The sequence below is a fragment of the Streptomyces sp. NPDC057743 genome (assembly GCF_042798755.1).
In the GTDB taxonomy this organism is placed as follows: Bacteria; Actinomycetota; Actinomycetes; order Streptomycetales; family Streptomycetaceae; genus Streptomyces.
On the sequence record NZ_JBHVJX010000008.1, the window covers coordinates 26,765 to 50,849 of the forward strand.

At 70.5% G+C, this 24,085-nt stretch carries 22 protein-coding genes; 7 read left to right on the plus strand and 15 right to left on the minus strand.

What is annotated here, in order from left to right:
• Window positions 1-479: 479 nt before the first annotated feature.
• Both ACFVFQ_RS11180 and ACFVFQ_RS11185 read left to right on the plus strand, forming a co-directional pair.
• Entirely contained in the window at window positions 480-3,386 is a 2,907-nt protein-coding gene (locus ACFVFQ_RS11180; protein WP_383413096.1) for a CDP-glycerol glycerophosphotransferase family protein, read from the plus strand.
• Window positions 3,386-4,555, plus strand: coding sequence for a glycosyltransferase (locus ACFVFQ_RS11185; protein WP_383412455.1), 1,170 nt, complete (start codon window positions 3,386-3,388; stop codon window positions 4,553-4,555). Before ACFVFQ_RS11180 ends, ACFVFQ_RS11185 begins: the two co-directional genes overlap by 1 nt.
• A gap of 135 nt (window positions 4,556-4,690) precedes the next feature.
• On the opposite strand, the gene ACFVFQ_RS11190 is transcribed toward ACFVFQ_RS11185, so the two are convergent.
• From ACFVFQ_RS11190 to asnB, 14 genes are all read right to left on the minus strand, one after another.
• A complete protein-coding gene (locus ACFVFQ_RS11190; protein ID WP_383412458.1) occupies window positions 4,691-5,524 on the minus strand; it encodes a class I SAM-dependent methyltransferase in 834 nt (277 codons plus the stop codon).
• A 71-nt stretch (window positions 5,525-5,595) separates the two neighbouring features.
• On the minus strand, window positions 5,596-6,342 hold the full coding sequence (locus ACFVFQ_RS11195) for a thioesterase II family protein (RefSeq protein WP_383412461.1): 747 nt from the start codon (window positions 6,340-6,342) through the stop codon (window positions 5,596-5,598).
• Between the two features lie 61 nt (window positions 6,343-6,403).
• Window positions 6,404-6,805: a holo-ACP synthase gene (locus ACFVFQ_RS11200; RefSeq protein WP_383412467.1), complete on the minus strand. Its 402-nt coding sequence runs from the start codon at window positions 6,803-6,805 to the stop codon at window positions 6,404-6,406.
• 9 nt (window positions 6,806-6,814) lie between these two features.
• Window positions 6,815-7,666: a hypothetical protein gene (locus ACFVFQ_RS11205; RefSeq protein ID WP_383412470.1), complete on the minus strand. Its 852-nt coding sequence runs from the start codon at window positions 7,664-7,666 to the stop codon at window positions 6,815-6,817.
• Window positions 7,667-7,675: 9 nt separating this feature from the next.
• On the minus strand, window positions 7,676-7,945 hold the full coding sequence (locus ACFVFQ_RS11210) for an acyl carrier protein (RefSeq protein ID WP_383412473.1): 270 nt from the start codon (window positions 7,943-7,945) through the stop codon (window positions 7,676-7,678).
• Between the two features lie 6 nt (window positions 7,946-7,951).
• Complete coding sequence (locus ACFVFQ_RS11215; RefSeq protein ID WP_383412476.1) at window positions 7,952-9,244, minus strand: type III PLP-dependent enzyme; 1,293 nt, start codon at window positions 9,242-9,244, stop codon at window positions 7,952-7,954.
• Window positions 9,241-10,614, minus strand: a complete 1,374-nt coding sequence (locus ACFVFQ_RS11220) for an ATP-grasp domain-containing protein (RefSeq protein WP_383412479.1) — start codon at window positions 10,612-10,614, stop codon at window positions 9,241-9,243. Before ACFVFQ_RS11220 ends, ACFVFQ_RS11215 begins: the two co-directional genes overlap by 4 nt.
• 4 nt (window positions 10,615-10,618) lie before the next feature.
• The gene (locus ACFVFQ_RS11225; RefSeq protein WP_383412482.1) at window positions 10,619-11,569 is read right to left on the minus strand and encodes a 3-oxoacyl-ACP synthase III family protein; all 951 of its coding nucleotides are present in this window, start codon (window positions 11,567-11,569) and stop codon (window positions 10,619-10,621) included.
• A gap of 52 nt (window positions 11,570-11,621) precedes the next feature.
• Complete coding sequence (locus ACFVFQ_RS11230; RefSeq protein ID WP_383412485.1) at window positions 11,622-12,293, minus strand: holo-ACP synthase; 672 nt, start codon at window positions 12,291-12,293, stop codon at window positions 11,622-11,624.
• Between the two features lies 1 nt (window position 12,294).
• On the minus strand, window positions 12,295-13,152 hold the full coding sequence (locus tag ACFVFQ_RS11235) for a hypothetical protein (protein WP_383412488.1): 858 nt from the start codon (window positions 13,150-13,152) through the stop codon (window positions 12,295-12,297).
• A 23-nt stretch (window positions 13,153-13,175) separates the two neighbouring features.
• Complete coding sequence (locus tag ACFVFQ_RS11240) at window positions 13,176-14,063, minus strand: diiron oxygenase (RefSeq protein ID WP_383412491.1); 888 nt, start codon at window positions 14,061-14,063, stop codon at window positions 13,176-13,178.
• Between the two features lie 223 nt (window positions 14,064-14,286).
• On the minus strand, window positions 14,287-14,631 hold the full coding sequence (locus tag ACFVFQ_RS11245) for an ArsR/SmtB family transcription factor (protein ID WP_383412494.1): 345 nt from the start codon (window positions 14,629-14,631) through the stop codon (window positions 14,287-14,289).
• A gap of 53 nt (window positions 14,632-14,684) precedes the next feature.
• Entirely contained in the window at window positions 14,685-15,959 is a 1,275-nt protein-coding gene (locus ACFVFQ_RS11250) for an MFS transporter (protein ID WP_383412497.1), read from the minus strand.
• 45 nt (window positions 15,960-16,004) lie between these two features.
• Entirely contained in the window at window positions 16,005-17,855 is a 1,851-nt protein-coding gene (gene asnB / locus ACFVFQ_RS11255) for an asparagine synthase (glutamine-hydrolyzing) (protein WP_383412500.1), read from the minus strand.
• 167 nt (window positions 17,856-18,022) lie between these two features.
• On the opposite strand from asnB, the gene ACFVFQ_RS11260 reads away from it, so the two are divergent.
• Window positions 18,023-18,643: a pyridoxamine 5'-phosphate oxidase family protein gene (locus tag ACFVFQ_RS11260; RefSeq protein WP_383412504.1), complete on the plus strand. Its 621-nt coding sequence runs from the start codon at window positions 18,023-18,025 to the stop codon at window positions 18,641-18,643.
• 62 nt (window positions 18,644-18,705) lie between these two features.
• Here ACFVFQ_RS11260 and ACFVFQ_RS11265 read toward each other — a convergent pair whose 3' ends face one another.
• Window positions 18,706-19,758 carry a LuxR C-terminal-related transcriptional regulator gene (locus ACFVFQ_RS11265; protein WP_383412508.1) on the minus strand — a complete coding sequence of 351 codons (1,053 nt, stop codon included), beginning with the start codon at window positions 19,756-19,758 and terminating at the stop codon, window positions 18,706-18,708.
• Between the two features lie 542 nt (window positions 19,759-20,300).
• Between ACFVFQ_RS11265 and ACFVFQ_RS11270 the strand changes: the two genes are divergently transcribed.
• Genes ACFVFQ_RS11270 through ACFVFQ_RS11285 form a run of 4 tightly spaced genes read left to right on the plus strand, consistent with a single transcriptional unit; the run spans window position 20,301 to window position 23,997 of the window.
• Window positions 20,301-21,740 (plus strand): MFS transporter, encoded by a 1,440-nt coding sequence (locus tag ACFVFQ_RS11270; RefSeq protein WP_383412512.1) that lies wholly within the window; start codon window positions 20,301-20,303, stop codon window positions 21,738-21,740.
• A complete protein-coding gene (locus ACFVFQ_RS11275) occupies window positions 21,737-22,240 on the plus strand; it encodes a hypothetical protein (protein WP_383412515.1) in 504 nt (167 codons plus the stop codon). The genes ACFVFQ_RS11270 and ACFVFQ_RS11275 overlap by 4 nt, the downstream gene beginning before the upstream one ends.
• Before the next feature lie 46 nt (window positions 22,241-22,286).
• Window positions 22,287-22,814, plus strand: a complete 528-nt coding sequence (locus tag ACFVFQ_RS11280) for a hypothetical protein (RefSeq protein ID WP_383412518.1) — start codon at window positions 22,287-22,289, stop codon at window positions 22,812-22,814.
• Window positions 22,804-23,997 (plus strand): MAB_1171c family putative transporter, encoded by a 1,194-nt coding sequence (locus ACFVFQ_RS11285; RefSeq protein WP_383412524.1) that lies wholly within the window; start codon window positions 22,804-22,806, stop codon window positions 23,995-23,997. The genes ACFVFQ_RS11280 and ACFVFQ_RS11285 overlap by 11 nt, the downstream gene beginning before the upstream one ends.
• Window positions 23,998-24,085 lie beyond the last annotated feature (88 nt).

Genomic DNA, 24,085 nt, shown 5'->3' on the forward strand with positions numbered 1-24,085 from the left:
GCCCGCAAGCGTAATGGCTTGGCAAAGACACGTCTCTCGTCCTTGGGCAGGATCTTCCCCCGCGCCGCGGTCGACACGTCCTCTCCCTAGAGGACGCTCAACGGCGTACGGAGGTGCCCGTCTTCACGCCCTTCCTACGCGGACGGCGTCGCCTTCGTCACTCCGCCCGCCCACCTGCCGCTGTGTCATGTGCCACTTCGGGGCGGCCGGACGGGCACAACGGCCCGCCGGATCGTCCGGACAAAATCCGGGTAATCGATCTTTTCCGCTCGCTCTCGAACGACATTTCCCCACCCCGTCAACTCCGAGAGGTCGGGGTCACCGGCATGATCGGAATCCGATAAAGATCCGACCGCACCCACTGACGTGCAACCGATTGACCATCGTCGTCGTCATACCTGCTAGCCGGAACCTGCCCTTCCTCGGGCGGCACTCCGTCACCACGTGTAGCAGACCGGGTGCGGGTGGTCGTAAACCCCATGTGTAGATGGGGCTATTCTGGCCGCAAACAGCAGCGAAAGAGGGTTGAGGTGCCTGTGCCTGACGTCTCAGTAGTCGTCATTGTCTACAACGACGCCGACCGGTTGCCGACCGCGGTCCAGTCCGTCCTGGACCAGACGCTTCGGGACGTCGAGGTGGTGATCGTCGACGACTGCAGCACCGACCGTTCTTTCGACGTCGCGCAGGAGCTCGCGGCCGCCCACCCCGGCCGCGTCAGAGCTTTCCAACTGCCGGAGAACAGCGGCGCCGGCGGCGAGCCGCGGAACGCCGGCATTCAGCACACGCGCGGACAGTACGTCATGTTCCTGGACAGCGATGACGTCCTGGAGCACAACGCCTGCCGCAATTTGCTGGCGGCCGCCGAGGAAACCGAGGCGGACATCGTCTCCGGCCTCTGCGTGCGCGTTCACCGGGACACCCGGAACCAGAAGCGCGACGAGTGGTACAACTGGCTCTATTCCACGACCCGCACCCTGGAGTCGGTCACGGAATTGCCGGACCTTTTTGTGTGGGACACCCTCTCCACCAACAAGTGCTACCGCCGCGAATTCCTCATCGAGAACGACCTCCGCTTCCCCAAGGGGATGTTCTACGAGGACCTGATGTTTATCGCGGACGCCTACCTCGCGGCGAACCGCATCACGCTGATTCCCAATCAGGTCTACTTCTGGAACGTCTTCGAGAAGTCCGCCGTGAAGTCGGTGACGAACCGACGGCACGAGATGACCAATTACATCCACCGGCTGGAGGTCCACCGGCGGATCGACGCCGCGCTGGCGGAGCGCGGGCTCACCGAGATGAAGCTCGCCAAGGACGTCAAGTTCCTCAAGCACGACCTGGTGCTGCACCTGCGGGACCTGCCCTTCCGGGACGAGGCGTACCGCCGGGAGTTCGCCGAGCTCTCCCAGGAGTACCTCGCCGGCATCTCCCCGGAGGCGTACGAGCGGGTCCTGCCGATACAGGCCATCTGCGCCTACCTGCTCCAGAAGGGCGACTGGGACAACCTCATCCCGGCGGTCGACACCCTCATCAACCGCGACAAGCTCTCCTCGCCGCTGGCCCAGCGCGACGGCCGGATCTACTGGTGCGACGGGCACCTCGACGACGCGTTCGGCCGCGAGGTGCTGGACGTGACCGAGATCGGCTACCACGAGAAGCCGGTCAACCAGCTGTTCCTGCGCAACCAGTTGACCTCCTTCGCCGAGTCCGGCACCACCGTCTCGCTGGCCGGCCGGATCACCAACCCGCTCGGCGTGATCCCCGAGGGTGCCAAGCTCTCCGCCGAGCTGGAGTTCAGCGCCCGCCGCCGCAGCCTGCAGTCCTTCACCTTCCCGGTGCGCTCGGTGCGCCACGAGGGCGACGCGGTGGTCTGGGAGACCGACGCGGACGTCACCGGCACGCTGCGCCCGCTCGGCATCGTCGACTCCATCTGGGACGTCCGGCTGCGCCTGAAGGCGGACGGGAAGCTCACCACGTCCCGACTCACCGTCGCCGACACCGAGCTGGCCGGCGGGCCGCTGCCGGTCCGCCCGCGGCTGACCCGGATGGTCGCCGACCACATCGAGCCGCACATCTCCTCCAAGGGCCACCTGGCGTTCCGCCTGATCAGCGAGAGCCAGAGCGCCGAGCGGGTGCAGGAGTTCATCGCCAAGGGCGTCCGCGGCAAGCCCGGGACGCTGGCCAAGGCCGGCTACCGCAAGGCCAAGGCGCTGCGCAAGACGCTCACCTCCGGGGACACCAAGCTCCGGGCGTACCACGAGGTGTTCAGCCGGCTGCCGATCAAGAAGCGCACGGTGGTCTTCGAGAGCCACCTGGGCAAGCAGTACAGCGACAGCCCGCGCGCGATCTACGAGGAGATGCGCCGGCAGGGCCTGAAGTTCGAGGCGATCTGGGCGTACGCCGGGTCCCCCAAGGACTTCCCCAAGGACGCCACGCTGGTCAAGCGCTGGTCGCTGCCGTACCTCAAGGCGCTGGCCCAGGCCGAGTTCTGGGTGGACAACCAGAGCTACCCGCTGAAGCTGACCAAGCGCCCCGAGACCACCTACATCCAGACCTGGCACGGCTCGGCGCTGAAGAACATGGGCTTCGACCAGCCCTCGCTCAAGGCGCAGACCCGTCAGCAACAGGCCGAGCAGCAGCGCTCGTTGGACCGCTTCGACCGGTTCCTGTGCCGCACCGAGCACGACGCGCGCACGCTGGCCAAGGCGTTCCGGCTGAAGGAGAAGACCCTGCTGCGGGTCGGCTACCCGCGCAACGACGCCCTGGTGCGGGCCCGGCTGAAGGAGGCCGAGTCCGGCCACCGCGAGCGCGGCCCGCTGGCGGCGGAGCTGGGCGTTCCGGCCGACAAGAAGGTGCTGCTGTACGCGCCGACGTTCCGCAAGGCGGGCGGCCGGCACGGCCGGTTCGCGCTCCCCTTCGACGTGGAGCGCTTCGCCGACGAGTTCGGCGACCGCTACGTCCTGCTGGTGCGCTCGCACTACCTCAACCACGTGGTGCTGCCGCCGACCGTCCAGAGCCGGGTCATCGACGTCTCCGCGCGCCACGACATCACCCCGATCCTTCAGCTGGCCGACGGCCTGGTCACGGACTATTCGTCGGTGATGTTCGACTACGCGCTGCTGGACCGGCCGTTGGTGTTCTTCACCTACGACTACGACGAATATGTGCACGAGGGCCGCGGAACGTACTTCGATCTGCTGGAACACGCGCCGGGCCCGGTAGTGCGCACCGAGGAAGATTTCTTCGAGACCCTCAAGTCTTTCGAGTCCCAGCAGCAGGAATACGCCAAGGACCGCAAGGAATTCGTCGCCAAGTTCGGGGAATACGACCAGGGCGACGCCGCACAGAGCATCGTCGACCAGTTCTTTGCGCAGTGGAGCCGTTGATGACCAAGTCGAACGCAGCCGAGCCGCGGGACATCTTCTTCGTCTCCAACAGCGTCAACGAGCTGGGCGGCATCACCAGTTGGTCGCACCAGATGGCCCGGCTGTTCGCCGAGCGGGGCCACCGGGTGCACGTCATCGGGATCGTGCCGCCGCCCGAGGGCCGGGTCCACGAGCTCGGCCCGGACCTGCCGTACCGGACCACCACGCTCTACGACGTGCACCCGCCGAGCGTCCGCCCGGTGCGCGGCCTGAAGGACAAGCTGAACGTCGTCGAGCAGCGCCGCCGGGCCGCCCGCGAGGCCGGGATGCACGAGCAGGCCGCCAAGATGAGCGCGCTGTTCCGGGCCGCGCGGCCGGGTGGCGTGGTGATCGTCACCCAGGTGTGGGCGATGGAGTGGGTGGCGCTGGCGGACACCGCCGGGCTGCCGGTCATCGGCATGAGCCACGAGTCCTTCGAGACCTGCCGCAAGTCCTCCCGGTTCGCCCGCGTCAAGCGGTTCTACCAGGACGTCGACCGGATGCTGCCGCTCACCCGGGAGGACGCCGACAAGTGGATCCGGCAGCGGATGGACAACGTCGGCTTCATGCCGAACCCGCTGCCGTTCTTCCCCGAAGTCCCCTCCGAGCGCGCGCAGAAGGTCGTCACCAGCATCGGCCGGCTGCACGAGGAGAAGGGCGTCGACCTGCTCCTGGAGGCGTGGGCGCGGGTCGCCCCGCAGCACCCGGACTGGACGCTGCGGATCTACGGCTCCGGTGAGGAGGCCGAGGCGCTGCGCAAGCTGGCCGCGGAGCTCGGGGTGACCGATTCGGTCGAGTGGATGGGGCGGACCAGCGATGTGACCGGGGCGCTGCGTCAGAGCGCGGTCTTCGCGCTGAGCTCGCGCGGCGAGGGCTTCCCGCTCGCCCCCATGGAGGCGATGGCCACCGCGGTGCCGTGCGTGGCGTTCGACGTGGCGCCGGGCGTGCGCGAGATCATCACCGACGGCATCGACGGCTTCCTGGCGCCTCCGGGCAACATCACCGAATTCGCCCGACACTTGGACACGTTGATGTCGGACCAGGAGCTGCGGGACCGGATGGGCGTCGCGGCCCGGGAGAACATCCAGCGGTTCTCCACCGACGAGATCGTGGGGCGCTGGGAGGGCCTGTTCGCGCTCATCGAGCGCTAGGTCCTGGCATCCGCAAGGGCCACTGACCGCGCACCCGAAGGGGCCGCCGGCGCTCGCGCCGGCGGCCCCTTCGCGCGGTGCTCCGCCGGCCGGCCCCAGGCAGGGACCGGCCGGACGGGGTGGGGGTGCGGGCTGTCAGGCGGGGTGGTTCGGGGAGACCTCGGCGCGGATCAGCCAGTTGCGGGAGACGCCCTTCTCCGAGCGGGGCTGCACCGCGTACGGCCAGCGGCCCTCGCCGGCGCCCGGCTCTCCCGGTTCCTTGAGTTCGCGCAGGGTCCAGCCGTTGGCGGCGAGGAACGCCTCGGGCTCGTCCGTGCCGAAGAGCCACGGAATGCCGTCGGCCTTCAGGGCCGCCAGGAAGAACTGGGTGGCCGGGCTGCGCAGCAGTTGCTTGCTGAGGATGTCCAGGGACAGTTCGCTGCCCGGTGCCGAGCCGGCGTGCAGGGTCCGCAGCAGGGTGGCCGACTGCTCGGGGGTCAGGAAGAAGAGCAGCGCCTCGGCGACCCACAGGGTGGGCTTGTCCGGGTCGAAGCCCGCCTTCTTCAGCTCGGGAAGCCAGTCGCCGGCCAAGTCGGCGCGGACCCGGCGCAGTTCGACGGCGGGCTTGGCCCCGAGGGCTTCGAGACGGGCCTCCTTCTCGTCGACCAGGGCGTGGTGGTCCACCTCGTAGACGACCGCGTCGTCCGGCCAACTCAGGCGGTAGGCACGGGTGTCCATGCCCGCGGCGATGAAGACGACCTGGCGGATGCCGGCGTCGAGGCGGGTGGTGACCGCGTCGTCCAGGTAGCGGGTGCGGATCGCCACGAACTCGACCAGCCCGCCGCCGCCGTACTTGTCCAGCAGCTCGAACCCGTCCGGCTCCGCCAGCTTCCGCGCCAGCGGGTCCTGGAAGAGGGGGTCGCGGTCGCGCTCGGTCTCCAACGCGCGGGCCGCGGCGGTCCATTGGGAGGTGTGGGAAACGGTCTTCACGGTGTTCGCGTTCCTTTCCGTCCGGATGTCAGGGGCGCCCGCAGGCGTTTTCGCGGGCTGTCAGGGGTCCGTCAGGGCGTGCTGGTCGCGGTGATCTCCGCGGCCACCTCCGCGAGGTGGTCGTCGAGGAAGAAATGTCCGCCGGTGAAGCGGACGGTCCTCAAGCCCCCCTTCGTATGGGCCTCCCAGGCGGCCGGCGTCCCGGGGTCGATGTACGGGTCGGCGTCGGCGACGAGGAAGGTGATCGGGCAGTTCACGGTGGTGTCCGGCGGGCAGCGGTACGCCGCGTTCGCCTCGTAGTCGTTCCGGAGCACCGACAGGATCGACTTGCGGAAGCCGGGGCGGTCCAGGAGGGCGGGCGGCACGGTCCCGAGTTCCCTCAGCTCGGCCACGATCTCGTCGTCCGGGGGCGGCGTGAGGCCCAGCCCCGTGGCGGGGGCGCGCCGTCCGGAGACGATCAGCCGGTGCACGGGGACGCCGCCGCCCTCCAGCCGCCGGGCCACCTCGAAGGCGACGGCGGCACCCATGCTGTGGCCGTAGACCGCCAGCGGCCGGTCGGTCCACGGTCCGAGCGCGTCCCGGATCCGTCCGGCCAGGGTGCCGATGTCGCCGATCAGCGGCTCGCCGCGGAAGCCCTGCCGCCCGGGGTACTGGATCAGCAGTGCCTCCGCGGACGGGGCCAGCGCCTGGGCCAGGTGGTTCAGGGCGCTCGCGGAGGCGCCGGCGTGCGGGGCGCACACCACCCGCAGGCGGGGGCACTGCGCGGGGTGCGGCACCTGCACCCAGCCGTTCGCCCGCCCGGTTGCCTCTGTGGTCATCGGATGCCTCGCTCTCTGTGGTTGGCACCAAGTCCGGGCTGGCTTGGGCGAGTTGATGCGGTCACGGCGGTGTGAGGTCCGGTTCCACCCCCTCGGCCAGCGCCATCGCCGCGGCGACGACGAAGTCGCCCTTGTGGGAGATGGACAGGCTCACCTCGGCCAGCTCCAGTTCCGCGGCCCGACGGGCGGCCGCCCCGCTCAGCCGGACCAGCGGCGCCCCGCCGCCGGTCCGGACGATGGCCACCTGCCGCGGGGGGATGCGCCCGCCGGCCCCGGGGCGCAGCACCTTGAGCACCGCCTCCTTGCCGGCGAAGCGGCCGGCGAGGAACTCCCGGGCCCGCTCGGGCCCGAAGGAGTCGGCCAGTGCCAGCTCCTCCGGTGCGTAGGTGTACGCGCGGAACCAGGGGCGGGCGAGCAGCCGGTCCAGCTCGTCCGTGTGCAGCGCGTCGAGCCCGATCCACATCGGCGGGCCCTAGCGGCCGGCCGCCAGTGCGGCCCGGCGACCGGCCGGCGCACCGGGCTCCGGGGCGGCCGCCGCGCGCAGCACGGCCAGGTGGGTGCGGCCGGTGCGGACGTCGGTGTCGCACAGCACGACGGTGGCGTGGTCGTGCTGCCAGGCGCGCCAGTGGTCGGCGAGAGCGAGCCAGACGCTGGTGCAGTACGTGCCGGTACCGGCCTGATAGGTCCGCACCGTGGCCGGCAGGCCCGTCGGGTCGACGCCCGGGCCGAGCACCAACAGCGCGTCCTCGTCCGCGAGTTGGGTCAGCCGGTCGGCGACCGGGGTGCCGAACGGGACGGTCTCCACCCCGCCCAGTCGGGGCCCGTCGCCGGAGCCCAGGAGGAGCCCGACCGCGGAGTCCTTCAGCGGGGTCTGGTGGGTGAGCGGGTGGTAGGTGGGCAGGGTGGTCTGTTCGAGCACGGCGATCAGCGCCTGATCGCAGCGGCCGGCGCGCTGGAAGGCGGCCACGGTCCGCAGGGCGGTGAACGGCGCGGCCAGACCCTGCCCACAGATGCCGAAGCTGGTGGCGCGGTTGCCGAACCGCATGTTGAGGTGCGGGGCGACCATCGTGAAGGGGTGGAGGTCCGGCAGCGCGGAGGCCAGCACGATCAGCTCCGGGCGGGCGTCCTTGAGGGCGTCGTCCCCGGCCAGGTGGTCCACCAGGTCGCGGTGGCTGACGTGCGGCGCGGCGCGCAGCAGGTCCTCGTCCACGGTCGAGCCGAACGGCTCGACCAGGTCCCGGTAGAAGGCGAGCATCGAGGGGTCGTCGTCGTACGGCTGGTGCGGCGGTGCGAGCACCGATGCGGCGGCGCGTAACGAGGGCATGGGCGCTCCTTACGGGGTCGTGGGGGCGGTGGCGTCCGGCTGGGACTCCAGGTAGGTCAGGAGGGTGCCGACCGTGGCGAAGTCGTCCATGTCGAGGTCTTCGGGGTCGACTTCGAGCCCCATGGCGTCCTCCAGCGCCATCAGCAGCTCCAGGACGGAGGTGGAGTCCAGGTGCAGGTCCTCGAAGAGCCGGGTGGCCTCGGTGAGGCCGGTGACCTCGCGTTCGAGGACCTCGCTCAGGGCGGCCCCGGCCGCCTTCATCAGGTGCTGACGGTCCATTGCCACTCACTCCTGTCGGTGTACGGGCGGGAAGGGGACGAGTCGTTGTCGGGCCAGCAGGTCCTCGCTGGTGTCGCGCTCCCGGACCAGATGGGCGACGCCGTCGTGGACCAGGACCTCGGCCGGGAATCCGTGGCTGAGGAAGAGGCCGGGGGACGCACTGGGTCCGTAGGCGCCGGAGCGCTCGACGCCCAGCAGGTCGCCGGGGGCGACCTCGGGCAGCGCGACGCGCTTGCCGATGACGTCGTTGGGGGTGCACAGCGGACCGGTGACGGTGTACCAGCCGGTGGGCTCGTCCTGATAGCGGGTCAGGGAGCGCAGCGGGAAGTTGCGCTTGACGAAGCTGCCGACGCCGACCGCGGCCATGTGGTGGTTGGTGCCGCCGTCGGCCACCACGAACCGCTCGCCCACCGACTCCTTGACGTACAGCGCCCGGACGACGTACGTCCCGCACCACGCGGTGAGGTAGCGACCGAGTTCGTTGATCAGCCGGCAGCCCGGGTGGGCGGCGACGAAGGGTTCGACGACCTCGTTGATGCCGGCGGCGAGGGCCTTGAGGTCGAGGTCGGTCTCGTTGTCGAAGTAGGCGACGCCGAACCCGCCGCCGAAGTCGACGGCCTCCAGCGGGATGCCGAGGTCGTCGGCGAGGGCGTCGGCCAGCTCCAGGATCTGCGCGGTGTTGTGCACCAGGTCCTGGTGGTTGAGGAACCGGGTGCCCATGTAGGCGTGGATGCCGCGGATCCGGACCCGGCGCAGTCCGGCCAGCTCCCGGGGCGAGGTGCGCAGCACCTCCGCGTCGATGCCGAACTGGCGGGGCTTGCCGCCCATCGCGAGCCCGGAGCCCTTGGTGTGGAAGTCCGGGTTGACCCGGAGGATCACCGGGACCTCGGTCCGGCCGACCTCGGCGGCCAGCCGTTCCACCTCCCGTACCTCCGCGAGCGATTCGCAGACCACGGCGTACAGGTCGGCGGCGAGGCAGGCCCGTAGCTCGTCGGTGGTCTTGCCGGGGCCGAGGAAGATGGTGTCCTTTGCCGCGATGCCGGCCCGTTGGGCGGTCAGCAGCTCCACCAGGGACGAGACCTCCGCGCCGGCGCCGAGCGAGCCGAGGTAGGAGCAGATGCTGAGGTTGGGGTTGGCCTTGAGGGACAGGAAGATGTCGATGGCGGGGTGGAGCAGGGTGCGCAGTTCCTCGTAGGTGGCGCGCAGCACTTCCGCGTCGTAGACGAACAGCGGGGTGCCGAACCGCTCGCCGATGCTGGAGACCGGCACCCCTTGGATGTGGCGTTCCGTGCTGGTCATGGTGTACTCCCGGCGGTGTCGAGCGGGCGGAGCGCTTCGGTGATGCGGCGGTCCAGTGCGTGCAGCTCCGCGCGGCCGGGGGCCACCAGGAGCGCGTAGAGCCGTCCCGGGAAGGGACTGGCGGTGCCCGCCTGGGCATTGACGGTGCCGAAGCAGGTGAGGACCGCACCCGTGCCCCCGGTGGGGGGCGCGGCCAGCGGGCCGAGGGCCGACGTCACCTCCTCGAAGGAGACCTCTCGCCGCAGCCTGAGCGGGTAGTGCCGGGCCAGCGCGTGGCTCTTGGGGCCGGCGAACCGCTCGGTGATCCGCCCCTGGTAACTGGACATGTTCAGCCGGGCGTTGATCTCCAGTACGGGGTACAGCAGCCCGTCGGCACCGAGCAGCGCGTCCACCCCGACGACGCCGAAGAACCCGTCGTGGAAGAGCCGGGCGCCGATCCGCTCGGCCGCGTCGCGGAGCTGATGTCGCTGGCCCTCGGTGAGGTCGGCGGGCATCAGGTGGCCGAGGTGCACCCCGCCCTCGGTCAGGGCCTGTTTGACGAAGTCGAACCGGACTTGGCCTGTGCGGTCGATCGTGAACTGGTAGTTGAGATCGGCCTCCTTGGGCAGGAACCGCTCCACGACGACGTGCAGCGCGTCGTCGCCGGTGCGCCGGGCCCGGCGGTCGGCCATCCGCAGCAGCCGCTCCGCCTTGGCCGGGCCGTCGAGCACCACCAGGCCCTTGCCGGACACCCCGTAGGCGTCCTTGACGATCAGCGGCCCGTCGGCGATGCCCTCGGTCAGCGCCCGGCGCAGCTCCCCGGTGGTCTCGCAGCAGAAGCCGGGGACGGCGCGCAGCCCCAGCTCGTCCACCAACCGACGGCTGTAGATCTTGCTGTTGACCCGTTCGAAGGTGTCCGCGGCGGGCACCGCCAGCCGCAGCCCGGTGGCCTCCGCGATCTTCTGCTCGGCCGCCGAGGTGCCCATCGGCATCAGATATCCGCCGTCCGCGGCGATCTTGCCCAGCCGCGCCAGGAGTTCGGGCGAGTCCAGCACGGCCTGGCTGGTGCCGCCGGGGCCGGCCGGCGCCGGCGTCACCAGCTCGGCCGGCGCACCCAGGCCGATCCGGTCGGCGTAGGCCCGGAAGGCGGGCGCCAGGTGCTGGTCGAGCAGGAGGTGGTCGGACGGGTCGGCGAGCAACGCGCCCAGCTCCTCCATCCGTTGGACGGTGGGGGCGGCGCCGGCCACCCGGGCGGCGGGCAGACCGGGGTATCCCTGTGCCCACCGCTCCTCGACCTCGAAGTTGCACAGCCAGACGAAGGGGGCGTCGGGCCGGCCGGTGAGGGCGGCCTTGAGCTGCGCCGTGTAGGTGCTGCCAGTGGTGTCGGTCATCGGCTCAGCGCTTCCGGTGGGTGAGCACCATGGCGCCGAAGGTGGCGCCCAGGCCGACCGAGACCAGCAGGTAGCGCCCGCCGTCGACCAGTCGGCCGGCGTCCCGCAAGGTGGTGTAGTTGAGGAAGACGTCGGAGGCGAAGCAGTGGCTGAACTCCGGGACGTTGTCCAGGAAGAAGCGGGCGGGGTCGGCGCCCATCTCCTTGATGGTGTTGCGCCAGGAGATCGCGTTGACGTTGTGCGGGATCACCAGGTCGATGTCGTCGAAGTCCAGCCCGGCCCCGGCCGCCGCCTCCCGCATCACCTCGGCGAGCAGCGGGGCGTAGAGCTGGCCGAACCGCTGGGTCTGCTCCTTGCCCTGGAGCAGGCCCTCGGAGAACTCCCCGCGGGTGCGGGTCACGAAGGACTCCACGGTGTCGCCGGCCCCGCCCAGGGTGAGCAGGCACGCGGAGGCCGCATCGGCCATGATCGCGGTGTCCGGGATCAGTTGGACCTTCGGGGAGAAGGCCCGTTCGCCGGTGACCATCAGGGCGTGGCTGCCCGGCTCCCCCTCGGCCCGCAGCAGTTCGGCGGCGAGGTCGAGGGCGCCCAGACTGCTCACGCACGCCTGCTGGTTGAGGGCGAACGCCTCGGCGTCGTACAGGCCGAGGCGGTCCCGGATGATCTGCGCCGGTTCGAGGTGCGGCGGGGTGAGGGTCGGCGTGGTGTGGGCGAAGATCACCTGGCTGACCCGGCCGCCCTCGGGCAGCGCCGACAGGGCCTTTCGGGCGGCCGGGAGCACCAGGTCGAAGAGGTTCAGGTCCGGGTCGAACCGGAGGCGGTCGAGCCCGTAGATCTTCCGGAACACCCCCACTTCGGGGCGCCTCAGCCCCAGGCTCTCCGCGACCTGTTCGATCTTCACCTCCTTTTCGGGAACGAAGGAATCAATGCGCTCCAGCGTCGCGGCGAGGCTCATCGTCTGCACTCCTTTCCATGGGTGATCCGCTGTCCCGGCCGGGGAGGGGTGTTCAGTGGAAGAACGCCTTCTCGATCGAGGAGAGGGTCTGGAAGTCCTTCATGTCGATGGCGTCGAAGTCGACCTCGACGCCGCTGGCCGACTCGATGATGTAGACCAATTCGACGAAGGAGAGCGAGTCGACCAGTCGGCTGTCGACGAGGTTCTCGTCGGGGGCGATCGAGGTCCGCTCCGGGTGCTTGCTCAGAATCCAGTCGTGGACGTCGCCGATGGTGTTCGAGGCCATGATTCCTCCTGATGCGTGGTCATCGGGTGTGTGATGTCGGTCAGTTGCTTCCGGGTCCGGTCCGAGGGAGCAGGCGACGGCCATCGCATAGGGCCCGTCGTGCGAAATGCTCACCTCTATCGGGCCGAGCCCGGACGCGGTGGCGAGCCGTGCGGCGCGGCCCGCGAGATGGACCGTGGGTCGGCCTCCGGGGGCCTTGAGGATTCTGGTGTCGAGCCAGGGCAGCGTTTCCCCGGAACTCCGGAAGAGTTTGAACACCGCTTCCTTCGCCGCGATCCGTCCGGCTATTCCGGGGATATCCGGCCGGGTGGGGTCGTAGGCGAGGTTCAGCTCCTCGGCGGTGAGCATTCTGCGGAGCAGGGGGCTGCCGTCCTGCGACGCCAACTCCCGTACCCTCTCCAGCGGTACGAGGTCGACGCCGATCCGGCCCCGCAGCATGTCAGGCCACCGCGCGGGCCGCCGTGCGCACGCTTTCCGCGGCGCTTACGGCATCCCCGTCGTGCAGCTCGGTCAGGACGTCCAGCCAGCGTTCCAGGCCGAAGGCGACACAGCTGGTGGAGGCGAACGCACCGTCCGGCAGCCGGATTTCGCAGCGCTCGCCGAAGAAGTTCCGGTGGGTGTTCACCGAGGCGATGGCGAGGTCGCCGTGCTGGAACTCGTACTTGACGGGACTGACCTTCTGCATGAGGGCCCGCTGGCCGTCCCGTTGGAAGAAGGGGTCCGAGGCGGGCACCTTTTCCAGCTTCACCGAGAGCGCCGAGGCGAATTCCTCGATCCTGCGGGTGAAGCACTCCAGTATTCGCTGGGTGTGGTCGAAGGAGCCGAGCGCGACGATCTCGCGCATCTGGAAGCTCATCAGCCGGCGCAGTCCGCTGTAGTGGTCCTCGTTGCGGAAGCAGCGGTTGACCAGCGTCAGCAGTGTCTGGGGGGCCACCGTCGCGCCCTCGTAGAAGAGGTAGGCGCCGTAGCACGTCGCGTGCGAGAGCCCCAGCCGAACGCTGCGCAGGCCCTCGGCCTCGAAGCCGGCGCCCGGGGCCCGATCGACCACCCGCGCGGGGTCGAGCGGGCCGGCCACCAGCGCGAGGTGCGGGAAGTTGGTGTAGACGTCGAACTTGTCGAGATCGGAGATCCGGTAGAGCGGTGGCGGGCAGATCTCCCGCGCGCCGGCCTCGGTCGCCCAGCCCGTGAAGACGCCGTCCAACTCCTTGATCAGGGCGGTCTGTTCCGGGTCGAGAATGACCAGGGGGGATGCCACGCCCGCATCCGCTTCCGCGGTCGCGACTGTCTGTTGCGTCATGCCTTACCTCACCTCCGCCGGCGTCAGGAGACCGTCTGGTACTCGCCGACGAGTCCGGTCTTCTCCAGGTACTTGAGGGTCTTGCGGAAGATCCGCTGCTCGAATCCCAAGTGGGACTGCGCTTCGAGGAGTTCGGCGCGGACCGCCAGCGGGTCGGGAATGCCCGCGTCGCGGTACACCTGCGGATTGAACAGCGTCTCGACGCTGTAACGCATATACCGCCGGAGGTACTCGGATATCGAGGCGAGCTCCTCCTGGGTGGCGGACTTTTGCAGGTCCTCGAAAAGCAGCTCCACCAGTTCCCGGCCGAATGCGATGTGCCGGGACTCGTCCTGGTGGTGGATCCGGTTGATCGCCCGGATCGTTTCGTGCAACCGGTCGTCCAGGGCCATCTGGGAGTTGAAGTGGTCGACCAGCTCCTCGAAGATCAGGATCCGCGCGAAGACCAACAGGCTCTCCGCCTTCGAGTGCGGGACACTCAGCGCCCCGGCCGGCGGCTGCCGGTAGATCTTCTCGCCGTAGCGGAGGCAGAACTCCGCGAAGAACCACATGTGTTCGTTCTCCTCACCGATGAAGTGGTGGAAGAACTCCGAGGGCGTCTCGAATCCCTTGGTGTGGATCCGCCGGGTGACCTCGATGAGGAGTTCCCGGATTCCGTGCACGTTCAGGCTGTAGAAGTTGACGCTCTCGTACCGGGAGAGCCGGTAGAGCTGCTCCTGGCTGAGCCGTTCGCTCGCCTCGGTGCCGTGGACGGTCATCAGCTCGGGACTCATCCACCACATGTTGTCGGGGAGTTTGTCCGGCCACTCGAAGAGTCGGTACGGGTTGTAGTAGTCGTCTATCGCCTTGGTGGTGAGGCGTTCCAGGATTCCCAGAAACCGGTCGTTGCCCTTGACCACACTGCTGACCATTGCGCAGCCCCCAATCGCCTTCAAAGAAAGCCCTTTTGGCGCTGAGAAAACAGTAGCGAGCGGCGGGGAATCCGCTCAATGCCCGATAGTGGCCTGGCCGCAAGCGGTCACCGGAAATCCGCGCCGGCCCCGGGGGCATTTCCGGTGGTGGGCAGCGAAAAGCCGACCCGCGCCCCGTGCGGAATGCCTACGGGGCGCGGGCCGGCTGTCGGGCCGGGCGGGGTCAGTCGCCGGCTGAGCGGCGGGAGTTGGCCGGCGGTGCGTGCAAGATGGCGTCCAGCAGGCCCGGGAACCGGCGCTCGAAGTCCTTTCGTCGCAGCCGGCTGGGGCGGGCGCTGCCGTCCAGCCGCGTCGAGACCAGCCCGCTCTCCCGCAGGATCCGGATGTGGTGGGAGACCGTGGAGACCTTGACCGGCATCTCCAGCGCCTTGCAGGTCGACTCGTGGACGCCCGCGAGCCGCCGGACGATCTGCAGCCGCACCGGGTCGGCGAGGGTCTGCAGCACCTGGCCGATGTCGATGTCGTCGAGATCGGGCTCCGCCATCCAGGTCTCGTCCACGGCGCTCATCCCCACGTCGGTTCGTCGTCTGCCCGCAGGATATCGGCCGACCGGCCGGCGGATCAGCCCTGTTCGGCGGGGGCCGGCTCGGCGGCCGCTCCCGCCGCGGCCGGTGCGGTGTGCCGCCGAGCCGCCCGGTGGCCCAGCTCGGACAGCACGATGGCGGCGGCGGTCAGCACCGCCGCGATCAGCCCGAGCCGGCCGGCGCCCACCCAGCCCATCCCGACCGCGCCGAGCACTCCGGACAGCGAGATCGCGAGGTAGATGATCGCCGCGTTGAGCGAGACCAGCACCGCCGCCGACTCCGGCCGCAGGGTGATCAGCCGGTACTGCTGGGGCGCGGTGATGGTCCAGGCCGCCACCGACCAGATCACGACCATCGGCAGGGCGATCGCCAACGAGCCGGTGGCCAGCGGCAGTACGAGCATGCAGACGGTCAGCAGCGTCAGGGCCGCGGTGACGACCTTGCGGCCGCCGAACCGGTCGACGAGGAAGCCGCCGCAGAGGTTGGCGACGGTCCCGGTCAGACCGAAGGCGAGCAGCAGGGCCGCCAGCGCGTCGGCGCTGCCGTGCGTGGCCGGCTCGAAGACCGCGGCGATGTAGGTGTAGGGGATGTAGAGCCCGCCGAACGCCGCCAGCGTGGTGGCCAGCAGCGGCAGCACCCGGCGGTCGGCCAGCGGCGCTATCCGGTCCCGCAGGCTGTCGGGGGCCGCCCCCGCTCCGTCGGCCGCGGCCGCGATCGTGCGGGGGATGACGGCGAGCACCCCGACGAGCCCGAGGACGGCCAGTGCGGCGACGAACCAGATGGTGGCCCGCCAGCCGAACTGGCCGCCCAGCGCGGTGCCGATGGGCGCGCCCAGGGCGGTCGCCGTGGTGAAGCCGGTGGTCACGATCGCCAGCACCCGGCCGCGCCGTTCGGGCTCCACCATCGAGGACGCGGTGACCGCCGCGGTCGGCACGAACAGCCCGGTGCCCGCGGCCGCCACGATCTGCGCGATCAGCAGCAGTTCGAAGGACGGGGCGAGCGCGGTGGCCACGTTGCCCACCAGATAGACCAGCAGGGAGCCCAGGAGGACCGGCCGGCGCCGCCACCCGGTGGTGAGGGTGGCCAGCACCGGTGTGAGCAGCGCGCAGGTCAGCCCGAAGGCGGTGACCACTTGTCCGGCCGTGGCGATCGAGATGTCCATGGAACTGCCGAGCCGGGGCAGCAGCCCGGCGAGCACGAACTCATCGGTGCCGACGGCGAAAACCCCGAACGCCAATACCAGAACGCGTAACCCCCCGGACCTGCCGGTGGGACGGGCCGCCTCGGTGCTGGCGGCAGACCTGTCGTGCATGGTGCTCCCGTCGTAGTGGGTGATCGTGGTGGTGCGGAACCGGCCTTACAGGTCCAGCGCGATGTCGTACCTGGTCAGCCAGGAGTTGAGGTGCAGCGCCATCTCCAGGCCCGTGCGGGAGGTCATCGCGCTGGTGGTGCCCAGCGGGGAGTCCAGGAGGGCGCGGGTGGCGGCGGTGTCGAGCAGCGGCAGCACCGGCGAGCCGGGGTCGGCCAGCACGTCGGCCAGCTCTGCGCGGAGCGCCCGCTCGTAGCTGGGGTCCTGGGTGGTCGGGTAGGGCACCTTGACGCGCTCCAGGACGGACTGCGGCAGCAGGTCCCGGACGGCGGCGCGCAGCACGCTCTTCTCCCGGCCGTCGAACCGCTGGAACTCCCAGGGGATGTTGAAGGCGTACTCGACCAACCGGTGGTCGCAGAACGGCACCCGGACCTCCAGGCCGACGGCCATGCTCATCCGGTCCTTGCGGTCGAGCAGGGTCTGCACGAAGCGGGTGATGTTGACGTACCACATCTGCCGCATCCGCCGGTTCTGGGCGCTCTCCCCCGGCAGCACCGGGGTCTCGGAGACGGCCTGGGCGTAACTGTCGCGCAGGAAGCCGTACATGCCGAGCTTGTTCAGCAGGCTGGGGTCGAGCAGCGTCTTGCCGTCGTAGTAGGCGTTGGTGTTGGAGGTCAGCCAGGGGAAGACGTCGGCGTTGATCGACTCCGGGTCGGAGTGCCAGACGTAGCCGCCGAACAGCTCGTCGGCCGACTCGCCGGACAGCGCGACCGTCGACTGGGCCCGTACGGTCTGGAAGAGGCGGTAGAGGGAGGGGTACATGTCCCCCCAGTACGCCGGCGGCAGGTCGAGGGCGCGCAGCACGTTGGCCCTCAGGCCGGGGTCGGCGAGTTCCTTGCTGTCGAGGATGATCTCGTGGTGGTCGGCGCCGATGTGGGCGGCCAGGTCCCGGGCGAAGGGGGCGTCGGGGGTGCTGCGGATCGGGTTGGCGTCGAACTCCTGGCCGTGGTCGGCGAAGTCGACCGCGAAGGACCGGACCGGTCCGTCGCCCCGCGCGGTGAGGCCCTTGTGTGCCAGCGCGGTGATCGCGGAGGAGTCCAGGCCGCCGGAGAGCAGGGTGCACAGCGGGACGTCGGCGACGATCTGCCGTTCGACGATGTCGTCGAGCAGACCGCGCACCGTGGCGATGGTGGTGTCCAGGTCGTCGGTGTGCTCCCGGGCCTCCAACTGCCAGTAGCGGCGCTTGACGACCCCCTGCCGGGTAATCCGTACGGTCTGCCCCGGCCGCACCTCGTACATCCCGGAGAAGATCGCCTGCTCGGGCGTCTTGACCATCTCCAGCAGCTCCCGCAGGCCGTCGATGCCCACCCGGCGGTCGACCTCCGGGTGGGCGAGGATCGCCTTGGGCTCGGAGCCGAAGATGACGCCGCTCGGGCGCGGGAAGTAGTAGAGCGGTTTGACTCCCATCCGGTCGCGCACCAGGAGGAGTTCCTGGGTGCGGGCGTCCCAGATGGCGAAGGCGAACATGCCGTTGAGGCGCTCGGCGACGCCCTCGCCCCATTCGAGGTAGCCGTGCAGCACGACCTCGGTGTCGCTGCGGGTGCGGAAGTGGTGGCCGCGCGAGATCAACTCCCGGCGCAGCTCGGTGAAGTTGTAGACCTCGCCGCTGTAGGTGAGGCAGGCCGGCTCCCGGCCGCCCTCGGCGAAGACCATCGGCTGCCGGCCGCCCTCGATGTCGATGACGGCCAGCCGGCGGTGGCCCAGCGCGGCGTGCTCGTCGCTCCAGCCGCCGCCGGCGTCCGGGCCCCGGCAGGCCATCGTCTCGGTCATGGTCGTGAGCAGGGTCCGTTCCTGGCGTACGTCGCGGTCGTAGTCGACCCAGCCGGCGATTCCGCACATGAGCAACAACTCCTCACTCGATGGGGTCCGTTCACCGGGGCCGCGGTACCGCCCACCCCCAGGACCTATTACGACGGGCGTCATTCACTACGATGGGCATCGTAGCTTATTTTGATGGCGTTCGTAGTGCTCGAAATCCATCAAAGTCCTTACGAGGGAGCCCTGTTGTGAGCCGATTCGCCCAACTGGCCTTCACCGAGAACGTCCGCAGGACCCAGGAGGAGAACGGGAGCGCCGGCGCCGCCGCCCGTCTGGTGACCGACGACGGCCCCGACCTGCTGACCTCCTTCGAGGCCGCGCACATCGAGTCCCGCGACGGCTTCTACCTGGCCAGCGTCGGCGAGGACGGCTGGCCCTACATCCAATACCGCGGCGGCCCGCCCGGCTTCGTCCACGTCCTCGACGAGCGCACCCTGGCCTTCGCCGACGTCCGGGGGAACCGGCAGTACATCACCACCGGCAACCTCCGCGGCAACGACCGGGTGGCGCTGTTCTTCATGGACTATCCGCACCGCACCCGCCTGAAGCTGCTGGGCCACGCCACCGCCCTCGACCCCGCCGAACGGCCAGATTTGACCGCACAGTTGGAGTCCCGGCGCACCGACGGGCGGGTGGAGCGGCTGCTGAGCGTGCGGGTGGAGGGGTTCAACTGGAACTGCCCGCAACACATCACCCCCCGCTTCTCCGAGGCCGAACTCCGCGAGGCGCTGCGCCCGTTCGAGGAGCGCCTTGACCAACTGGAGGAGGAAAACCGGCGGTTGCGCGCCGAGCTGGCCGCCCGGGCATGAGCCCGGTCCGTACCGCCGGGCCGGCCGACACCGCTCGGCCTGGTCCGGCGGACGGACCCGCGTCACCCGACCAGGCCGCTGAGCGCCGCCCGGGCGCCGGCCTGGAAGCGGCTCTCGGCCTGGAGTTCCTGCATGATGGCCGCGATGTGCCGCCGGAAGGTGCGCGAGGACATCCCCACCCGGCGGGCGATCACATCGTCCTTGAGGCCGGAGGCCAGCAACTCCAGGATCGTCGCCTTCAGATGGCCGAGGGTCTCCCCGTAGCCCGGCTCGGCGGCGTCGATCCGGGCCGCGGTCTCCCAGCGGCGCTCGAAGGTCTTGCGCAGGAAGCCGACCAGGGTCGGTTCGTAGGCGAGGACCCCCGGGCCGGCGTCCTCGCCGTCGGCTCCGGCACAGAGGAAGGCGACCTCACCGTCGCAGATCAGCAGCGGATCGAAGGACTCGTTGCAGGTCCGCACCTCGGCGCCGGCCGCCGCGAGTTGGTCGAGCCAGCTGCGCGAGGTGGTGTCGGCCCGCAGGGTGTGCGGGCAGATGAGCCGCGTCCGCACCCCGCGTTGCAGCAGTTCGAGGACGAAGGGGCCGCCCAGGGCCAGCTCCGCCACCGCCCCCGCGTGCGCCGCCTGCATGATCAGCAGCTCCGAGCGACAGCCGCCGGCCAGGTGCGCCAGCCGTGCGCGGATGTCGTCGGAGGCGTCCAGGCTGATGAGCAGTTGTCGGCTCAGCCGGGAGCTTTGCCGGTCGTTGAAGAGGTGGGTGAACGACTGGAGACGGTCCTGGATTCCGGCGAGTTCACTGCGGGCGTCGTGGATCGTCCGCTCCAGCGGGACGGTCAGCTCCAGCCGCGCCGCGTCCGGGCTGACCGCGGCGAAGGCGACGCCGCTCACCGGTCTGATCAGCCGCAGCGCGTGCAGATCCGCCACCGCCCGCTCGGCCCGCCCGCTGGACACCCCCAGCTCCAGGGCCACCTCGTCCACCGTCATCGAGCTCCGGTCCAGCGCGCGCTCGTAGACCCGGGCCGCGAGCTCGGTGACGGTCCCGGCGGGGAGCGACGGCGCACCGCCCACCAGCTCGGGCGCTGTCGACTCGGCCTGTAATACGTCCTCCGGCATCTTCATCCATTCCTGTCACGATCGGTCGAATCGGTGGCTGCCGTATACGGGGAGCCGGCGCAGGGTGAGCGGGCACGGCTGAACGGGAACACACACCGGTGGGGTCGTGGGCGCGGGGCCCGGGGGCACGGGCCGGCGTCGTGCCGAACGAAGGGGTGCGACGGAGAGGTCAGCGGCCCGGCGAAGCCGGACATCGGCGGCCGGCGCGCAGGCCGCGCGGCACGAGCGACTGCGGACCGTCGGATCGGAACACGCCAGCCCTCCCTCAGCGGGACGAACGGTCAAGTGCGGTGTCTTGCCCTGTCGTTACGCATGCGAGGCACGCGGGTGGAGTCGATCGGGACGCTATCCAGCGGACTCTGTAGCGTCAAGGCATCCGCTATAGCGGATGGCACGTTGGCCGGTCCTCGTCGGTGACCGCGCGCGGCTTCCCGGCGGAGGGAAAGCGCCAAATCCGTCCGCCGAAGTGTCGCCCCCCTCCCCCCTCCGCATGCTCTCGGCAACTGCGGTAGCCCACAACGGACTTTCCCCCGGACGAACGGAGCGACGTGCCCCCCATCTCCCGTGCCCCCACCGCCCCCGGCAGGCTCTCCCAGGCCCACCGGGCCGGGTTCGCCGGCCTCGTGGGGACCACCGTCGAGTGGTACGACTTCTTCATATTCACCACGTCGGCCGGCCTGGTGTTCCCCAAGGTGTTCTTCCCCGCGGCGAGTTCGGGGACCGGAGTGCTGGCGTCGTTCGCCACCCTCTGGGTCGGCTTCGTCGGCCGCCCGCTGGGCGCCGTGATTTTCGGCCACATCGGCGACCGGCACGGCCGGCGACGCAGCCTGGTGACCAGCCTGCTGCTGATGGGCTCCGCGACCACCGCGATCGGGCTGCTGCCGGGCCACCACCTCGCCGGCACCGCGGCACCGGTCCTGCTGTGCGCGCTGCGGCTGGTGCAGGGGATCGCGGTGGGCGGGGAGTGGGGCGGAGCCGTCCTGCTCGCCGGCGAGCACGCGCCGAAGGACCGCCGGCCCTTCTTCACCGCCTATGCCCAGCAAGGGACCCCGCTGGCCTCGGTCTTGGCCAGTGCGGCCTTCCTCCCCTTCTCCGCGCTCGGCGACGCGGACTTCCTGACGTGGGGGTGGCGGATCCCCTTCCTCGGCTCGGCCGTCCTCATGGCCATCGGCCTCGCCATCCGGCTGCGGGTCACCGAATCGCCGGAGTTCGCCTCGATGGTCCGCCATGCGGACGTCGCGGCCCGTCCGGTACGGGACACCCTGCGGCGCCATTCCGGCGCGCTGCTGCTGTGCGTCGGGGTCTGCGCCATCCCGGTCGCCGGGACGTATCTGGCCGGCACCTTCGTGCTGTCCTGGGCGACCGAGCACATCGGCTTCCCCCGGGAGACCGTGCTCACCGTGGTGCTGTGCGCCGCCGTGGCACGGTTCCTGGTCCAGCCGGCCGCGGCGCTGGCCGCCCGCCGGGCCGGGACCGGGCGGGTCTTCGCCGCCGGGCTCGGCCTCTACCTCCTCGCCATTCCGGCCAACATCGTGTGCCTGGGCACCGGTTCGGTGGGATGGATCGCGGTGGGGGTCGGCACGCTGGAAACGGCCAGCGCGATCGCGTACGCGGTGGTCGCCGCCCTGCTCGTCGACGCGTTCCCGGCCCGGGTGCGCTACACCGGCATCTCGCTCGCCCAGCAGCTCGCCGGCGTCGCGTTCGGGGGCACCGCACCGGCCCTGGCCCAGGGCCTGGCCGCGGCCGGGCACGGCTGTCTGTGGCCGGTCGCCGGCTACCAGGCACTGCTGGTCGCGGTGTCGGCCTGCTGCCTGCCGCCGTTGGTGCTCCGCGCGCGCAGAACGCCGGCGGACCACACCCGGACCTCGCCGACGGGCACCGGAGCGCCGGGCGAACACGGCCGCCGCCCGAGGCTTGCGGCCGCCCGGCTCAACGTGACCGATTCCCAAGGAGCGCCTCCGTCCCCGGAGTTAGACTCCGGCGCATGAGCCGCAGCATCGATCCGGACAGACGCGGAGAGGCCGACGCCGACCGACCGATCCTGAGGCAACTGGAGCGCCGGTTACGGCAGTTGATCGACACCCTCTACCCCGACACCCGCACCCGACCGGGGTACTCCCGGCTCGCCAAGGAGATCCGCGACACCACAGGAGGCTCGATCTCCGCCACCTACCTCTGGGAACTGGCCACCGGCAAGAAACGCAACGTGACGCTGGAACAGCTCGACGTCCTCGCGGAGTTCTTCGGCGTGCCACCCGAATACTTCCTCAACGACGAGGTGTCGGAGCGGGTCAACGCCCAACTGGCGCTGGCCACCGCGCTGCGCGACAACAAGATCCGCAACCTCGCGCTGCGGGCCGAAGGACTCTCGTCGGAGAGCCTGGACGCGCTGCTCACCATGGTCAACCAAGCCCGGAAGTTGCAGAACCTCTCGCAGCCGGAGGCGCCGTCCGCCACAGCGGACGAGGGCCGCCCCGCCGACGGCTGACCGCGGCTTCCCGGACTTCCCCCACCGCAGGGCCAACGGGAGAATCATGTCGTCCAAGTATGCCCACTTACAAAGGCGTTGCCAGGCCGTACTGGACAGCGCACTGCATGAGCTGCCCCTGCCGCGTCCCTTTTCCCTTGAGACGTTCTGCACTCAGCTGGCCGAGCGGCGGAAGCGGCCGCTCCACCTCCACCCCCTCCCCCTCCAGGCGGCGCAGGACATCTGCGGCCTGTGGCTCGCCACCGACACCGACGACCACATCTTCTTCGAGCAGCGCACGAGCCGGGTGCACCGGGAGCACATCGTGCTCCACGAGATCGGCCACATGCTCTTCGACCACCACTGCGCGGCGCCCGACGGGGTGGACACCCGGCGGGTCCTGCCCGATCTGAGCCCCCGGCTCGTCCAACGCCTCCTCGGCCGCACCAGCTACACCAGCCGCCAGGAACGCGAGGCGGAGATGTTCGCCAGCCTGATGCGCATCCGGGTGGCCAGGCTCAACACCGGTGAGCCGGAGGGCGTGTTGGGCCGGCTGGAAGCCGCGATCGGAACCCCGGCCGGCCATGACAGCTGAGCTGATCGCCCTCAACGCCGAGCTCCCGTACGCCGCGGTGTTCTTCCTGTGGCTGACGCTGCTGCTGCGCGCGCGGGCCGCACTGCGCTGCGCCGAGCGGCGCGGGCTGTGGCTGGCGGTGGCCTCGGCGGCGGCGGCCATGACGCTGACGCTCCCTCCGGTGACCGGGCTCGCCCTCCGGGCCACCGGTGCGGCCCATGCGCTCGCCCTGGCCCGGAACATGAGCGGGGTGCTCTCCGCGGTCGCGGTGCTCTACTTCGTCCTGGCCGCCATCGGCAGCCGCCGGCTGCGGGTGGGGCTCTCGCTGATCGTGGCCTCACCGGTGGCGGCCATGGTCCTGCTCGACCTGACGGCGTCGCCGCACCACGCGCACCGGATTCCCGACGACGGCCCGGCAACCCCCTCCCTGGCCTACTGGCTGGTCATGATCGCGATGCACCTCACCGCCGACGTGTCCTGTGCCTGGCTGTGCTGGCGGTACGGCAAGCGCGCCGACAACCGCTCGCTCAAGGTGAGCCTGTACGCCTTCAGCATCGGCACCGCGCTCGCCGGCACGTACTGGCTCGGCCAACTGCACCATCTGCTGTTCCGGGACCCGCAGTTGCTGCCCTTCCTCCCGATCCTGATGGCCCTGCACGGGTTCTTCCGCGGGGCCGCCCTGCTGGCGCCCGCGCTGCTCACCGCCCAGCGCAACCTCGTGGAGGTCGCCACCATCTGGCGCCTGTGGCCGCTCTGGCGCGATCTGGTGGAGGCCGTGCCCCGGGTCGTCTTCATGGAGCCGCGCCCCCGGACCCTGGAGGTCCTGTGGCCCCAGGTCTGCTGGCGCCTGCTCGCCTACCGCAAGGTCATCGAGACCCGCGACGCCATCCTCGTCCTGCGCGACTACATCCAGCCGGCCGACGGCTCCCCGCCGACACCCACGCCCGGCGCCTCGCACCGCGACTCCGACATCGCCGTACTGGCCTGCGCCCTGCGGGACGCCCGGCTGGCCAAGCTCGCCGGCCGACCCCCGGGCCACCGCGGACAGCGGCTGCGCGAGTTCGACCTCGGCGGCCTGGCCGGCGAGAAGCAGTTCCTGCTGAGGCTGGCCCGGGCCTACCGGGCGTCCGCCTCCCATGCGGCCGGCCCGGGCCCGCTGCGGCCCGTGGCGCCCTCGTCGAAAGCGGGGAGGATGTGCCCGTAGCCGGCCGAAGGGGGGCGCCGGGGGTGAAGTACCGTGCGGGCGCGGCCACTTCCGGCGGTGAGTTGCACGCGTCGTTGCGACTTCACCC